The following is a 15,420-nucleotide window of genomic DNA, read 5'->3' as shown; positions in this document are numbered from 1 at the left end:
GTCCGAGCGTAGGCCCAAAAGTGGATACAGGACCCCGATTCACTCGTTTCCGTGACGAAGTCCCCACCAAACCCACCACACCAGCGTCTGGGTTACCAACGCGAACCCGAACAGCAGGTCCTCGACCGGCGCGAACACGAGGCGGGGCCCGGCGATCGCGTCCGGGTCGTACACGACGATGTCGAAGCCGGTCAGGATGCCGTTCGTGACGAGCTGGAAGAAGACGATGATCGCGTAGGCCGTCCAGAACAGCCGGCGGGTGAGCAGCCGGGTACGCAGGATCCGCAGGTCCAGCAGCACGCTCACGACGACGCCCACGACGGCCAGCGCGGTGTAGCTCATCCCGGCCCGCGGGCCCCGTCCGCCGGCCTGTCGCCGGCACGCTCGCCGTCCACCTGCTCGCCGTCCACCTGCTCGGCGCCAGCCCGCTCGTCGCCCGCCTGCCAGCCGGTGACGGCGCGCACGGCCTCCAGCGCGAGCACGGCACACACGGGGACCACGACGAAGAAGAGGACCTCGTCGAGCGGGAGGCCGCCGGGCAGCAGCACCCCGGTGGTGCGCCGCGGGTCGAACGCCCAGTGGCCGCGCGCGATCGCGTACAGATCCCACCCGACGAAGACGACCAGCACCGGCGCCACCGACAGCAGGAGGCGGCGGGGGCGCGCATACACCCTCGTCCGCAGCAGGATCTCCAGCGGCGCCGTCGCCACCAGGCACCCCAGCAGCACGGCGAGGTAGCTGAAGTGGCCCAGACCGCCGAAGTGACCGAGGCGGCTCACCGCGGACGCCCTCCCCCGGTCAGGCCGAGCGCAGGCGTTCGGCGAGCGCGGTGGCGGCGGCTCCCGGATTCGCGGCCTCGGTGATGCCCCGCACCACCACGACCCGGCGCGCGCCGGTCTCGAGGATGGCGTCCAGGGTCCGCGCGTCCACACCGCCGGTGACGAACCAGGGTTTGGCCCCCGGCTCGAACGGCGGGGCGTGCCGCGCGGCGAGCCGCGGCAGGCCCATCCCGACCGGTGGACGGCCCTCCTTGGTCGGCGTGGCGTGCACCGGGCCGACGCACACGTAGTCGACGTCCGGGTCCGCGAGCGCGGCCAGGAACTGCTCGGGATCGTGCGTGGACAGCCCGATGAGCGCGTCCGCCCCGACGATGGTCCGCGCCAGCCGCGGCGGGATGTCATCCTGCCCCACATGCAGGATGTCGACGCCCGCGAAGGCGGCGACGTCGGCCCGGTCGTTGGCGCTGACCAGGGCACCGACCCGGTCCGCGGCCTCCCGCATCCGGGCCAGCCCGGCGAGCTCCTCGCGCCACTCCAGCCCCTTCTCCCGGAGCTGGACGAGGTCGACGGCGGGCGCGCCCGGCAGGCCGAGCACGTCCTCGAGGAAGCTTCCCTCGTCGCCGCGACGCGCGGTGCACAGGTAGAGGCGGGCGTCGAGGAGGCGGGCCATCCGACGCGCGCGCAGCGACTCAGCCCCCGGCGACGGCACGGACGATCTCCAGGGTGTCGCCGTCGGCCAGGTGGACCGAAGGCATCTCCGACGGGGTGAGTGCGGTGCCGCGCAGTTCCACGACCACCGAGCCGGGCCGCAGCCCGAGCTGGACGAGCAGGTCCGGCAGGGCGAGCCCGGCGGGCACCTCCCGCGGCTGCCCGTTGACGACGATCCGCGCGACGCCCGGGCCACCGGCCGGGGCGGTGCTGACGGCTGCTGGTCCCGGGGACGGATCGAGCTCCGCCCGGTTCGGACGATCGGCCATGCACCCGACCCTACGGGAGCGGGCGCCCCTGGCCGGGCGGGTTCGGCGGGCCGGCCCGGTCAGAACCCCAGCGCCTGCGCGCGCCGCCTGACCTCTTTGCCGCGGTTCTCGGCCAGCGCCTGAACCGGGGTGCCCGGCAGGCTCGGATCCTCCCGGAACAGCCAGTCGAGGGCCTCGTCGTCGTTGTAGCCGGCGTCGAAGAGCAGCGTGAGCAACCCGGGCAGGCCCTTGACCACCGCGCCGTCCTGGATGAACGCCGCGGGCACCTTGAGCACGCCGTCCACCCGCCGGGCCAGAAGGGTGCGGTCGCGCACCATCTGGCGCACCCGGGTGACGGGCACTCCCAGACTCTCGGCCACGTCGGGCACGTTCAGCCAATCCATGGTCAACAGTAAACACCGTTGCGTTCCGGTTTGCTTTGACCCCTGCGCCGGGCTGGTCAGCCGGGCGCCATCTGCGCGCCGCCGGCCGCCGCCGACCTGCGGGCCGCCTCGAGCACCGCGACCAGCCGGCGGGCGTCCTCCGGCTGCTGCTCGGCCAGTGGCCAGCCGGCGACCAGGCAGTCCGCGAGCTCGCGATGGAACCTCGTGGCGTCGTGCGGCCCGGTCGACAGCGCGGTGCGCGTCCCGTCGTGGGCGAGCAGCCGCGGTGACCGCGGCGCCCCGCCGTGGCCGTCGCGGGCGTCGCGGGCGTCGCGGGCGTCGCGGGCGTCGCGGGCGTCGTGGCCGTCGCGGGCGTCGCGGGCGAGCAACGAGCCGATGCTGCCAAGCACCTGGGTGCCGGGCCGCGCGGCGGCGGCCACGTCCGAGATCGTCACCTGGGCCTCGCAGCCGCCGGCGAAGTGGAGGAGCACCCGGGCGTGGTCGGCGTTCGTGACGTGGTGCCACACCCGCTTGTGCCCGAAGGCGCTGACCCACTCGACCTGGTCGTCGACGAGATCGAGGACGCGGCCGAGCTGCACGGCGCCCCGGTCGAAGATCAGCCCGCCGCTGATCCGCTCGTCGTCGTGCCAGGTGCCGGTGGGCCGCCGCAGGCCACCGGAGAAGACGTCGATCCACATCACCTCGCCGACGTCCCCGCGGTGCACGGCCGTGCGCATCGCCCGGTGACCTGGGTCGTCCCGGCCGTCGGGGTAGACGGCGAGCAGCAGCGAGCGGCTCTGGGCGAGCTCGGTCAGCTCGTCCACCTCGTGGGTCGACAGGCACATCGGGGCGTGCACGACCACCTGCTTGCCGGCCTCGAGCGCGCGGCGGGCCCACTCGACATGGGTGTGGGTGGGGGTCGCGACGATCACCAGGTTGAGCTCGGGGTCGTTGACCAGGTCGTCGGGGTCGTCGACCCGGCGGGCCGGCCGGTCGGTGTCCTGGCCGGGCGGGCGGGCCATCCCGCCGTCGCAGAGGGCGGCCAGCTCCAGGCCCTCGACGGCGTCGACGGCGTCGATGTGCACGCCGAAGACGTCCGGGGCGCCGATGAGCCCGACCTTGACCGGCCCGGCGTCGGTCACGCCGAGCGCGTGGCGCAGCCAGCGGCCGACGAGCCGCTGGTAGCGGGGATCGGCGAGCAGTTCCTCGCCGGCCCCGAGGGTGAAGATGCCCAGGCCGGTGGACGGCCGCCAGGTGCAGATCGGGTGCTCCCCCATCTCGTGGCGCACCATGAGCAGCCGTTCGACGTCCTCGGCCACCTTCTCCGGGATGACCCAGGACTCCCGGGGCCGGAAGTCCCCGAGGCGGGCGGCCACGGCGGCGCCGTCCGGACCGGGGATCAGCGGCAGGTCGTAGAGGGGCGTCACCCGGCCGGGGGTGAGCCCGGAGGCGTCGATGAGCGGGCTGTCCGGCGACAGCGACCGGACGGTCGGCCCGGCCAGCAGGACGGGCACGGACTGCCGGGCCCGGTCGAGCAGCTCCTGCTCGACGTGGTCGAGCGGGCGGTCGATGAGGACGAGCAGCGCGTCGGCCGAGCGGGCCGACGTCGGCCCGAGCCCGGCGGCCCGTAGATGATCACCGAGCGCATTCACGCCGGGAAGGTTCGACACCAGGTGAATGCGTGGCACGGGGGGCACTTTAGTCAGAACCCACCCGGACGGGAACAGTGGGTTCACGACACGCGAGCACGCCACGCACTCCACGACAAAAAGTAAACAATACTTTTACGGAAAGTAGTCAACTGCGGGCATGGCAAAGACCGCCGGCCGCTCGGAGCGGCCGGCGGCGCCCGTCTCACACCGGCTGCGCGGGCTGGAGCTCCTTCAGCGCGACCGCGGGGTCCGCGAACCGCTCGGCGTCCGGCGCCACGCCGGCGAGCAGCATCCGCCGGCCGGCGACCATGTCCAGTGGTCGGGCGACGGTCACCAGAGCGACCAGCTCGCCGTCCGGGGCGAACCAGCCCGCCGACCAGCCCGGCGCCCGCTTCGCGCCCTCCGGCGCGACGGCGGTCGGATCCCCCCGCAGCACCAGCGTGCTGTCCGCGCCGGGCATCCCGGCGAACTGGATCATGCGCCCGAACTGCTGCGACCAGAAGTACGGGACGGGATCGTAGATCTCGGCCTGGTCGCCGGCCTGCGCCGGCCCGTCACCGCCGGCCAGCGAACGCAGCAGGGTGGCCACGGCGACCCGCGGCGACTCCTGGGCGCATTCCCAGTGCTCGACGCGCAACCGGCGGTCGTAGCGCCGGGACCACCACGCGGCGCAGTCCCCCACCGCGACGACCGAATCCGGCCGGTAGCCGCCGGCCCCGTCGGCCGTGCCCGGCCCGCCGGCGTCGGCCGCCCTGGCGCCGGGCACCGCCGACAGCCATTCGTCGACGACGACGCCGCGGTCCAGCGGCAGACCCGACGACTCCAGCCAGGCGACGTCCGGGCGGACGCCGACTCCCACGACCACCACGTCGGCAGGCACGAACTCGCCCCCGGCCAGCGCGAGCCCGTCCGCCCGGATCTCGTCGACCGCGGCACCGAGCCGCAGGTCGATCCCCACCTTGGCGTACCAGGGGACCGTGTACCCGCCGATCTCGGCACCCAGCGCGAGCAGCGGCGCGGAGCCGGCCTCGACGACGGTCACGGCCGCGCCGGCGGACGCCGCGTGCGTGGCGACCTCGGCGCCGATCCAGCCCGCGCCGACGATGGCCAGCCGGATACCCGGGGTCAGCGCCTCGCGCAGCGCGAGGGCGTCGTCGATGGTGCGCAGCACCCGCTGCTCGCCGGGGCCGGGCAGCCGCACCGGGGCGGCGCCGGTCGCGAGCACCAGCCCGTCGAACTCGACGGCGCCGCCGTCGGTCTCCAGCACACCCGGGCGCAGCCCGGTCGCGTGCCGGCCGAGCAGGAGCTCCACGCCGTCGAGGTCGAAGGGCAGCGTGGTGTCGTCCGTCCGCCCCGACAGCACCGCCTTCGACAGCGGCGGCCGGTCGTACGGCCGATGCTCCTCCGCGCCCACCAACGTGATCGTGCCCGCGAAGCCCTGGGCGCGGAGCTCGACGACCGCTCGCCCTCCGGCCAGCCCGCCACCGACGACGACGACGCGATCCATCAGCCCACCCGCTCCATGGGCCGAGAGGCTACTGGGCAGGTCTGTCCCGTGTCGCCCGCTAGTCGCGCTGCCCACAACGGCGGGCGGCGCGGACTCGCCGCGACGGAGGATCGCCGGTCAGCCGGTGGCGTCGACCAGCGGGAAGGCGTCCTTCCACACGGGCTCGTAGCCGGCGCCGACCAGCATCGCGGCGACGTCCGCCGGGGAGCGCTCGTCGGAGATGGAGAACTGCTCCTGCGCCGTCCCGGGCCGGCCGTACCCGCCGGGCTCGGTGGACGAGCCCGCGCTCATCGTGGTCACCGCGATGCGGACCAGGCCGTCGCGCAGGGCCGCCGGCTCGCGGGTCGACAGTGAGATCGCCGCGTCCGGCTCGAACAGCCGCAGCGCCGCGTGCGCCTGGACGAACTCGGCGTCGCCGACGACGACGGTCGGTGGGAAGCCACTGGCGCTCGGCTTGATCCTCGGCAGCGCCACCGAGACCTCCGTCCGCCAGAAGCGGCGGGCGAGGAAGGATGCGTGCGCGGCGAGCGCGAGGACGTCGGCCCGCCAGTCCGGCGCCAGGCCGAGCAGGACGCCGAGGCCCAGGCGGCGGGCGCCGGCGCGGGCCGCCCGCTCGAAGGAGGACAGCCGGCGGTCGTAGTCGCGCTTCCACCCGGCCACGTGCACCTGCGCGTAGCGCTCCCGGTCGTAGGTCTCCTGGTAGTGGACGACGCCGTCGAGCCCGGCCGCGACCAGCCGGCTGTAGGTGTCGTCCGACCAGGTCTGGGTCTCCACCGAGATCGAGGGGACGAACGGTCGCAGCCGCTCGACGACGTCCACCAGGTACCCGGCGGAGACCTCGACGCGGTGCTCCCCGGAGACCAGCAGGATGTGCCGGAAGCCGCGGTCGGCCAGCAGGCGCGCCTCGGCCTCGGCCTCGTCGACCGTCAGGGTGCGCCGGGCCACCTCCAGCCCCTTGGCGAACCCGCAGTAGGTGCAGGACGACAGGCAGGCGTTCGACACGTACAGCGGGGCGAACAGCCGCACCGCCCGGCCGAACCGGCGCAGCGTCGTCTCCCGTGCCGCCTGCGCCAGCTCCTCCAGCCGCCCGGTCGCGGCCGGCGACAGCAGGACGGCGAGGTCGGCGATGTCCAGCCGGCCGCCGGCGTCGGGCCGCCCGGCGGCGACGGCCCGGCGCAGGACGGCGTCGACCCTCGCCTCGTCGGCCTCGACCGAGACACGGGCGAGCGCCGGGATGTCGAGCGCGGCGAGCTCGCGGGCGAACAGCCCTGCCGGGCTGGCCATCAGCCGGCCCCGCCGGGCAGACCGCCGGGCACCGCGCCCAGGAAACCGGTGAGCGGAGAGGACGCCTCGGCCACGGTGGCGCTGCCCGCCCGCGGCCTGCCGGCGAGGTGGGCCATCCGCCCGGCGGTGGTCGCGAGCGCGAAGGCCCGGGCCATCGCGACCGGGTCGGCGGCGATCGCGATCGCCGTGTTGACGAGCACCGCGTCCGCCCCGATCTCCATCGCCTCGGCGGCGTCGGAGGGCGCGCCGATGCCGGCGTCCACCACCACCGGGACCCCGGCGGTCTCCACGATCGCCTCGATCGCGTCGCGGGTGCGCAGGCCGCGGTTGGAACCGATCCAGCTGCCCAGCGGCATCACCGTGGCGCAGCCGGCCTCCTCGAGCCGGCGTGCCAGCACCGGGTCGGCCGAGCAGTACGGGAGCACGGTGAACCCGTCGGCGACCATCAGCTCGGCGGCGCGCAGCGTCTCGATCGGGTCCGGCGCGAGGGTGCGCGGATCCGGCGTGACCTCGAGCTTCACCAGGGACGTCCCGGTCGCCGCGCGACCGAGCCGGGCCAGCCGCAGCGCCTCGGCCGCGTCCTGCGCGCCGGAGGTGTTCGGCAGCAGCGTCATGCCGGCCGGGACGAAGTCGAGCACGTCGCCCTCCCCCGCGCGGCTCAGGTCGACCCGGCGCAGGGCGACGGTGACGATGTCCGCCCCCGAGGCGACCAGGCTGTCGCGCATGACCGGATGGCTCGCGAACTTGCCGGTGCCGACGAGGAGCCGGCTGGCGTAGACGGTGCCGGCGATCCGGAACGGGTCGGGATGACCGCGCTCCGAATGGTCGGACTCCGGATGGTCGGAGTTGTCCGGCTCGCGTCGGACCTCGGTGACCCGCTGTGTCATCAGATGGTTCCTCCCCACGCGCGCATGACCGCGATCGGGTTATGCGGGTCGCCGGCGGCATGCTGGCCGGCCTCTCAGCCCGCGTCCGCGGGCTCCCCGGTCACGCCACAGTCTAAGCCGCCGCGCGCGGCGGACCAGCGGCTCCGGCGAACCCGGACAGACAACGCGTCCCGGTACGGCGTCCGGGAGCTCACCCGGGCCGGGATCGACCGGGCTCCCGCCGAGCGGGCCCGAGATCGAGCACGCGGATCGAATTCCAGATTTTGTGACGAACATCCCGCCCGTTCGGGTACATCTCACGGCCAAATGCGCAGTAAGACCACTGTCTGGCCGATCGGGCGGCCGATCGTAAACTGTGCATGTGGATTCCACCGTGGCCGACCCCGTCATAGGTCGTCTCCTGGACGGGCGGTACACCGCCCAGGAGCGGCTCGCCGTCGGCGGGATGGCGACGGTGTACGTCGCCCATGACAACCGGCTCGACCGGTTCGTCGCCCTCAAGATCATGCATCCGAACCTCAGCCACGATCCGGAGTTCGTGGCCAGGTTCCACCGGGAGGCGAACGCGGTCGCGCGGCTGAACACGCCGTGCGCCGTCTCGATCCTCGACCAGGGGTCCGACACCAGCCCGGCCGGTGTCCTGCACTACCTGGTGATGGAGCTGGTCCGCGGGCGCTCGCTGCGCCAGCACCTGGGGATGCGCGGGCGGCTCACCGTCGCCGAGGTCGTCGAGATCTTCGAGCCGGTGGCCGAGGCACTCGCCGCGGCGCACGCGGCCGGCATCATCCACCGCGACATCAAGCCGGAGAACATCCTGCTCGGTGACGACGGCCGGGTGAAGGTCGCCGACTTCGGCCTGGCCCGGCCGGTCACCAATCCCACGGCGGCCCTCACCGGCGGAGTGGTGATGGGGACGGTCGGCTACCTGGCCCCCGAGCAGGTCACGCACGGCACCGCGGGCATGCGCAGCGACGTCTACGCGGCCGGCGTGATGCTGTTCGAGATGATCACCGGTAACCTGCCGCACACCGGTGAGACGCCGATGTCGGTCGCCTACCAGTCGGTGCACGGTGACGTGCCGGCGCCGTCCACGGTCGTGCCGGACGTCCCCGCCGAGCTGGACGCGCTGACGCTGCGGGCCACCGCCCGCGACCCGAACCACCGGCCGGCCGACGGCGCCGCGCTGCTGGCCGAGCTGCGCGCGATCCTGCCCTACCTGCCGGCGCCGGACGCCGGTGAGGAGTACCACTCCGGCTTCACCGGCCCGCTGGCGGCGCCGCCGCGTCCGGCACCGCCCCGGCCGCCCGCCGGGCCGCAGGTCGCCCCGACCAGCATGCTGGGCACGGGCTCCGGCTCGTCCTCGGGTGGACGGCGGCGGGCGCAGCGGACGGGGCCCGGCTCGCGGCTGCCGGTCGGCCCGGCCGTCATCGCCGGGGTGGTCGTCGTGTGCCTCGTGCTCGGGGTCCTCATGCTGCGGGCGCTCGTCGGCGGCGGGAAGCCCGAGGTGCCGCTGCTGATCGGCCTGGCCAAGGCGGACGCCGAGCAGGACCTGCGGGACGTCGGCCTGGCTTTCACCTACGGCGCGGAGATCGCCAGCACCCAGATCCCGCAGGGGCACGTCGTCGAGCAGGACCCGAAGACCGGTGCCGCGGTCAGCGACGGCGCCGTCGTGACGCTGCGGCTGAGCTCCGGCGTCCCCAAGGCCACCGTGCCGGACCTCGCCGGCCTGACCGTCGACCAGGCACTGCCGAAGCTGACCGAGGCGAAGCTGGCGGACGGCGGGCGCAGCAGCGAGGCGAGCGACACGGTGCCGCAGGGCCAGGTCGTCCGCACCGAGCCCGCGGCCGGGGCGGTCGTCGACCCGAGCACGTCGGTGAAGCTCGTACTCAGCAGCGGGCCGTCCTCGGTCGCCGTCCCCAGCGACATCATCGGGATGACCTTCGACGAGGCCAAGGCGCGCCTCGACTCGCTGAACCTCAACCTCACGGTCCAGCAGAGCAATGTCGCCAGTGACAGCGTGGATCCCGGTCATGTGGTCCGCTCGTCGCCCGATCCCGGCCAGCGGGTGAACGCCGGCGGGGCGGTGACGCTCTTCGTCGCCCAGGAGGCCGACGACGACGGCGGCGACGGCGACGGCAGCGGCGTCATGGTCACGGTCCCGAACGTGGTGGGCAAGTCCTGGCCGGACGCCGAGCGCATCCTCAACCGCCTCGGGCTCAACGCCGACCGGTCGAACTGGTTCGCGGAGCGGGTCACGGGGCAGAGCCCCAAGGCCGGCCGCAAGATCGAGAAGGGCAGCACCGTCCATCTCAAGACGGAGTTCCGCGTAGGCAACTGATCCCTGGGCCGGGTGCGGGCCGGAGTGTGAGTTCCACCTGGCACCGCGTGAGTTCCACCTGGAACCGATTGCGGCACGCTGTGAGGAGGCCACTCGTCCCCGTGACGAGACACGCCCGGGATCGCGGTTACCGGCACCCACGATCGGGTACGGTCGATCTTCACCGGGACCGCGGGCCGGGGCAGGGGAACGAGGAGCGCGGGGGGCGACGTGGCGGCAGGGCGCGGACCGCGCTGGCGCGGGGGGCGCTGGCGCGGGGGGCGGGCCGGACGCACCGCCGAGGTGCTCGACGGCCGGCGTGAGCCCCTCGACGAGACCGAGCTGCAACTGGCGCACGCGGTCGCGACCCTGCGGGCGCTGCCCGGTGCGCTGCCCGCGCCGGCGATGTCCCCCCGGGTCCGCGCCGAGATCCGGGCGATGCTCCTCGCCGAGCCGATCGGCGCCCGCGGCACCCACGAGGTTGGTGAGGGCAACGGCAGGGAAACCGTCGGCGCGGCTGAGAGCACCCGGCGGGCACAGCCGACCCGACCGACCCGACCGGTTCCTCGGCCCGCCGCGCTCGTCACCCGGCCAGGCGGGATGGGCGTCCGGCAGGCGTTGCGCGCCGCCCGGCCGGCCCTGGTCGGGGCGCTGGCCGTCTCGGTCGCGACGGTGGGCGTCGCCGTGAGCGCCGAGCAGGCCCTGCCCGGTGAGCTGCTCTACGGAGTGAAGCGGCAGGTCGAGCAGATTCAGGTCAGCCTGGCCGGCAACCGCGTCGATCGCGCCAAGATCCAGCTCTCCGTCGCCCGGAACCGGATGGACGAGCTCGCCGCGGTCGTCCATCCGGCAGCCCGGCCACCGGCCAGCACGCGCACCGACTCCCCCGCCACCGGCGGAACCACGGCTGGCCTCGGCCCGACTGACGGCGGCCCGACTGACGGCGACGCAGCCAACGGCGACCCGGCCGGCGGCGGTGCCGCCGCATCGCCCTCGGGCCAGCCACTTCCAGCAACGACCCCCGGCCCCGGATCTGCCGGGGTACCGCCGACAGAGGCGGCGCCAGAGCAGACGGGCGACCCGGTCGCGGGCGGCCTGGTGCGAACGGGCGGATCGGTGCCGGCGGGCGCCGCGACCCCCGATCCGGCCGTTTCCTCCCCGAGCCACGCGGCGCCCGGGGGGCGTCCGGCCGCGGACGGGGACATCGGCACGGTGACCAGGCTGCTGCGCGACTGGTGCGACGAGGCCGGGGCGGGGAGCGCGGTCCTGATCGAGGAGGCGCTCGCGGGCAGCCGCGACGCCCGGGCGACCCTGAACGAGTTCGCCGCGGACCAGTCGACGCGCCTCGAGGCGCTGTTCGACGCGCTGCCGACCGGCTCGGTATCCGGCGCGCACAAGGCTCGGCGGATCATCCACGACGTCGACTCGACGCTGGCCGTCACCGCCCCGGAGGCCGACGGGCCGTCCGGGGCCGGCACCGCGGCGGGGCGCGGCGGCACGACGGCCGGGACGGCGAGCGGCGGCACCTCACCTGACCCGACCAGCCGGGCACGTTCGGCCGACGGGATGACCAGCCCGACGGTCACTGAGCGCGGCGACTTCCAGCGACAGTCCACCGGGCCGCGGGCTACGGCGCCCGTGCCGACCGTCCCCGCGGCGATCGGCGGCATGGCCGGCGGGTTCCTCCCCGGCCTACCCTTCCTCACACCGGCACAGTCACTGACACCTGACCAGCCATCGACGTCCGACAAGCCGTCGGCACCTGTCCAGCCAGCGGCATCCGGGCAGGCGTCGACACCCACGCCCGCATCGCCGCCGCCCGGCACGGTTCCCGGAGATCCGGGCGCCCCGCCGGCGGACCGGTCGGCACCCGATCTCCCGCTTGTTCTGGAACCAGAGCCGTCGGCACCGCCGCCGACGGGCGGGCATCCCGGCGGCGGCACGTCGGCACAGTCCTCCCCCACGACGCCGCCGGACGTCCTCGAGACGTTCGACGCGCCCGCGAAGGCGGTCGGCCCCGGCGACGGCCCCGCCGGTGACCCCGCGGTCGACGATCCCGCCGGTGGCGGGGCCGAGCAGACTCCGGCGGACGGTTCGTGGTCGGACGGTCCGCGGCCCGAGGTGTCCCCCGTCGCTCAGCCGTCACCGGCGGCGTCGGACGACCCGCTGGCGGAGAAGGCCGTCTTCGGGGAGTGGGCGGCCGAGGCCGCCCCGGACAGCGCGGAACCACCCAGCCCCGAGACAGCCCCGAACGGAAAGACGGCCCCGACCGCCGGGACGACGCCGACCAACACGACGCCACCGACCGGCGGAACCGCGGTCACCCCGAAGACCACAGCGAGCGCGGCAGCCACCCCGACGACCGAGGCCACCGAGGACGTCACCGGAGGGAACGCGCCGGCCGGGCAGCCGTGACCGCCCGCCCCGGGCCTGTGCCAGGGGCGGGCGGGACACCGGTCAGTGGGTGTGTGTGTCGCGCTCCACGCGGGCCTGCTGCAGCGACTCGGCCACCAGGAAGGCCAGCTCGAGCGCCTGGCCGGTGTTCAGCCGCGGATCGCAGGCCGTCTCGTAGCGGCCACCGAGGTCGGCCTCGCCGATCATCTCCGCGCCGCCGAGGCACTCGGTGACGTTCTCGCCGGTCAGCTCGATGTGCAGGCCACCGGGGTGCGTCCCGAGCCCCTTGTGTACCTCGAAGAACCCGAAGACCTCGTCGAGGACGTCGTCGAAGTGCCGGGTCTTCACGCCGCCGACGTCACGGGTGTTGCCGTGCATCGGGTCGCATGACCACACCACGGGATGCCCGGCCGCGTTCACCTTGTCGATGATCGGTGGGAGGGCGTCACGCACCCGCTTGGCGCCCATCCGCGCGATCAGCGTCAGCCGGCCGGGGATGTGGTCGGGGTTGAGCCGCTCGGTGAGCGCCACGACCTCGTCCGGCGTCGCCGTCGGGCCGATCTTGCAGCCGATCGGGTTACCGACCCGGGAGAGGAAGTCGACGTGGGCACCGTCGAGGTCACGGGTGCGCTCGCCGATCCAGATCATGTGCGCCGACAGGTCGTAGACCTCGCCGGTCGACTCCTCGGTGCGGGTGAGCGCCCGCTCGTACTCCATCAGCAGGCCCTCGTGGCTGGTGAACATCTCGACACCGGTCAGGGCCGCCGTGCGGTCCGGGTCGATGCCGCAGGCGGCCATGAACGCCAGCGCCCGCTCGATGTCGACGGCCATCAGCTCATAGCGGCGGCCGGCGGCCGAGTCGCGCACGAACGCCTTGTTCCACTCGTGAACCTTGTGCAGGTCCGCGAAGCCGCCGGTCGCGAACGCCCGCACCAGGTTCAGCGCGACGGCGCTCTGGTGGTAGGCGTCGACCATCCGCTTCGGGTTCGGACGGCGGGCCTGCGCGTTCGGCGCGATGTCGTTCACCGCGTCGCCCCGGTAGGAGGGCAGCCCGGTCGAGGCCTCGATGTCGGCCGAGCGCGGCTTGGCGTACTGGCCGGCGATGCGGGCCACCTTGACCACCGGCGTGCTGGCGCCGTAGGTCAGGGCGACCGCCATCTGCAGCAGGGTCTTGACCTTGTCGCGGATCTTGTCCGCGGTGTTGGCCGCGAAGGTCTCCGCGCAGTCACCGCCCTGGAGCAGAAACGCCTCGCCGCGGGCCACCATCGCGAGACGGTCGGTCAGCGAGCGCACCTCCGGCGCGGTCACCAGCGGCGGCAGGGCCGAGAGCTCGGCGAACGCTGCCGCCAGCTCCTCCTGGTCGGGCCAGGAGGGCTGCTGCCTGGCTGGGAGGCTCCGCCAGATGTCCAGGTCGTTGCTCACGAGTCACCAGGGTACGGCTACGGCGCCGACATCTCCTGCGGTTTGCGCCGGCCGGTCGCGCTCCCCTCATCCACCGGTGCGTCAGCCGAAGAAGACCTCCGCCTCGCCGTAGAGGTGCTCGGGGACGGTCTTGAGCTCGCCGGTCGCCTCGCTGAGCGGAACCCGGTCGATCCGCGTGCCGTGCAGGGCGACCATCGTCCCGAAGTCGCCCTCGTGCACGGCGTCGACGGCGTGCAGCCCGAACCGGGTGGCCAGCCAGCGGTCGAAGGCGGTCGGCGTCCCGCCGCGCTGGACGTGGCCGAGCACCGTCGCCCGGGTCTCCCGGCCCGTCCGGCCGCGGATCTCGGTCTCGAGCAGGCCGGAGATGCCCTGCAGGCGCACGTGACCGAAGGCGTCCAGCTCGCCCTCCCTGGCCATGGCGGTGCCGGCGATCGGCCGGGCGCCCTCGGCCACCACGATGATCGGCGCGTAGCGGGTGGCGAAGCGCTGCTCGACGAAGGCGCAGACCTTGTCGATGTCGAAGGGCCGCTCGGGGATGAGGATGACGTTCGCGCCGGCCGCCATCCCGCTGTGCAGGGCGATCCACCCGGCGTGGCGGCCCATCACCTCGACGACGAGGACGCGGTGGTGGCTCTCCGCCGTCGTGTGCAGGCGGTCGATGGCCTCCATCGCGATGTTCACCGCGGTGTCGAAGCCGAACGTGTAGTCGGTCGCGGAGAGATCGTTGTCGATCGTCTTCGGCACCCCGACGACCGGGATGCCCTCGGCGTGCAGGCGCGCGGCGGCGCCGAGGGTGTCCTCGCCGCCGACGGCGACGATGGCGTCCACGCCGGTGCGGTCAAGGGTCTCCCGGATGCGGGACGGACCGTCCGCCGAGGCGAACGGATTCGTCCGGCTGGAACCGAGGATGGTCCCGCCGCGGGGCAGGATGCCGCGCACGGCCGTCACGTCCAACGGGACGGTGTCGTTCTCCAGTGGTCCGCGCCAGCCGTCCCGGAACCCGACGAAGCTGTGCCCGTAGACGCCGACGCCCTTGCGTACGACGGCACGGATCACCGCGTTCAGACCAGGACAGTCGCCACCGCCGGTCAGCACACCGATCTTCACGCCCCAGGGCCCTCTCTGTTCGAGTCGCCCCCGATCTGCGGCACATCTGCCGGCGGCAGCCTAGCTCCCCGGAGACCCCGACCAGCCCTTCACCGTAAACACGGCGTGGCCAATCAAACACGTTCCGTCGACCGATCGTTCCGTCGGTTGGCGGAGTGCCCCGGCGCCTTCGGGGCGAGCTCGGCGCGCAGCGGCGCGAGGACGGCCCAGCGGGCCAGGTTGTGCCGCGCGTCGGCCAGCGCGTCGTGCGCGTCGGGCGGCGGCGGCGGCAGGCTGGGGCTGCCGACGTCCTCCCAGAGCTGGCGCAGGTCTCGGGTGAACCGCGGCAACCGGCGCGGCAGCGCGGGCATCTTCCCGAAGAGCTGGCAGAGCACGACGTGGTCGTAGGCGGCGTACCAGGCCCACAGCTCCGGCGAGCCGTCCGCCGTGAGGAACTGCGCCACCTCGTCCCGGATCCGCTCCCGCGACATCCAGGCCGGGCTGGACGGCGATGGCAGGCGGTCCAGGACGTTGCGGCGCACCCAGGGGACGGCGTGCGAGGGGTCGAACTCCGTCGAGACGGCGTAGAGCTCCCTCGTCCCGTCCTCGCTGACGATCCCGATGCTGACCAGGTCGAGCCAGTGATGGCCGCCGTCGTCGCGCTCGATGAACTCGGTGTCATAGAAGAAACGGCCGCCCACACCCCCAGTGTGCTCCGCCCGGCCGGGGCGCCGGCCAGGGGCCGGGGGCGGCGCC

At 74.2% G+C, this 15,420-nt stretch carries 14 protein-coding genes and 1 riboswitch; of the genes, 2 read left to right on the top strand and 12 right to left on the bottom strand.

The genetic code is table 11. The features are described from left to right. Positions 1-39 precede the first annotated feature (39 nt). The 9 genes from E0504_RS27105 to E0504_RS27065 form a co-directional block, all read right to left on the bottom strand. Positions 40-342: a lycopene cyclase domain-containing protein gene (locus E0504_RS27105; RefSeq protein WP_071061876.1), complete on the bottom strand. Its 303-nt coding sequence runs from the start codon at positions 340-342 to the stop codon at positions 40-42. Then, positions 339-779, bottom strand: coding sequence for a lycopene cyclase domain-containing protein (locus E0504_RS27100; RefSeq protein ID WP_112105910.1), 441 nt, complete (start codon positions 777-779; stop codon positions 339-341). The genes E0504_RS27105 and E0504_RS27100 overlap by 4 nt, the downstream gene beginning before the upstream one ends. Before the next feature lie 19 nt (positions 780-798). Continuing rightward, positions 799-1,488, bottom strand: coding sequence for a thiamine phosphate synthase (locus E0504_RS27095; RefSeq protein WP_112105911.1), 690 nt, complete (start codon positions 1,486-1,488; stop codon positions 799-801). Further along, positions 1,469-1,756 (bottom strand): sulfur carrier protein ThiS, encoded by a 288-nt coding sequence (thiS, locus tag E0504_RS27090; protein WP_112105912.1) that lies wholly within the window; start codon positions 1,754-1,756, stop codon positions 1,469-1,471. The genes E0504_RS27095 and thiS overlap by 20 nt, the downstream gene beginning before the upstream one ends. Before the next feature lie 59 nt (positions 1,757-1,815). Further along, on the bottom strand, positions 1,816-2,139 hold the full coding sequence (locus E0504_RS27085) for an Rv2175c family DNA-binding protein (RefSeq protein WP_041253898.1): 324 nt from the start codon (positions 2,137-2,139) through the stop codon (positions 1,816-1,818). Positions 2,140-2,195: 56 nt separating this feature from the next. Beyond that, the gene (locus E0504_RS27080) at positions 2,196-3,806 is read right to left on the bottom strand and encodes a Gfo/Idh/MocA family protein (protein ID WP_131626058.1); all 1,611 of its coding nucleotides are present in this window, start codon (positions 3,804-3,806) and stop codon (positions 2,196-2,198) included. Between the two features lie 166 nt (positions 3,807-3,972). Then, positions 3,973-5,277, bottom strand: a complete 1,305-nt coding sequence (locus E0504_RS27075; RefSeq protein WP_131626057.1) for an NAD(P)/FAD-dependent oxidoreductase — start codon at positions 5,275-5,277, stop codon at positions 3,973-3,975. Between the two features lie 117 nt (positions 5,278-5,394). Continuing rightward, the gene (gene thiH / locus E0504_RS27070; RefSeq protein WP_112105915.1) at positions 5,395-6,561 is read right to left on the bottom strand and encodes a 2-iminoacetate synthase ThiH; all 1,167 of its coding nucleotides are present in this window, start codon (positions 6,559-6,561) and stop codon (positions 5,395-5,397) included. Then, positions 6,561-7,448, bottom strand: coding sequence for a thiazole synthase (locus E0504_RS27065; protein ID WP_235013883.1), 888 nt, complete (start codon positions 7,446-7,448; stop codon positions 6,561-6,563). Before E0504_RS27065 ends, thiH begins: the two co-directional genes overlap by 1 nt. Continuing rightward, positions 7,443-7,557, bottom strand: a riboswitch (TPP riboswitch). Its footprint overlaps the gene before it by 6 nt. A gap of 264 nt (positions 7,558-7,821) precedes the next feature. On the opposite strand from E0504_RS27065, the gene pknB reads away from it, so the two are divergent. Next, positions 7,822-9,786 carry a Stk1 family PASTA domain-containing Ser/Thr kinase gene (pknB, locus tag E0504_RS27060; protein WP_243657633.1) on the top strand — a complete coding sequence of 655 codons (1,965 nt, stop codon included), beginning with the start codon at positions 7,822-7,824 and terminating at the stop codon, positions 9,784-9,786. A gap of 210 nt (positions 9,787-9,996) precedes the next feature. After that, on the top strand, positions 9,997-12,177 hold the full coding sequence (locus E0504_RS27055) for a DUF5667 domain-containing protein (protein WP_131626055.1): 2,181 nt from the start codon (positions 9,997-9,999) through the stop codon (positions 12,175-12,177). 42 nt (positions 12,178-12,219) lie between these two features. On the opposite strand, the gene E0504_RS27050 is transcribed toward E0504_RS27055, so the two are convergent. The 3 genes from E0504_RS27050 to E0504_RS27040 all read right to left on the bottom strand — a co-directional run bounded on the left by E0504_RS27050 (position 12,220) and on the right by E0504_RS27040 (position 15,365). Further along, the gene (locus tag E0504_RS27050) at positions 12,220-13,578 is read right to left on the bottom strand and encodes a class II 3-deoxy-7-phosphoheptulonate synthase (RefSeq protein WP_112105918.1); all 1,359 of its coding nucleotides are present in this window, start codon (positions 13,576-13,578) and stop codon (positions 12,220-12,222) included. An 81-nt stretch (positions 13,579-13,659) separates the two neighbouring features. After that, entirely contained in the window at positions 13,660-14,685 is a 1,026-nt protein-coding gene (locus tag E0504_RS27045) for a 6-phosphofructokinase (protein ID WP_020459439.1), read from the bottom strand. A gap of 113 nt (positions 14,686-14,798) precedes the next feature. Then, positions 14,799-15,365 carry a polyadenylate-specific 3'-exoribonuclease AS gene (locus E0504_RS27040; protein WP_112105919.1) on the bottom strand — a complete coding sequence of 189 codons (567 nt, stop codon included), beginning with the start codon at positions 15,363-15,365 and terminating at the stop codon, positions 14,799-14,801. Between the last annotated feature and the right edge of the window lie 55 nt (positions 15,366-15,420).

This window comes from Parafrankia sp. BMG5.11 (assembly GCF_004337455.1).
This window is presented reverse-complemented; position numbering and strand designations above follow the sequence as displayed.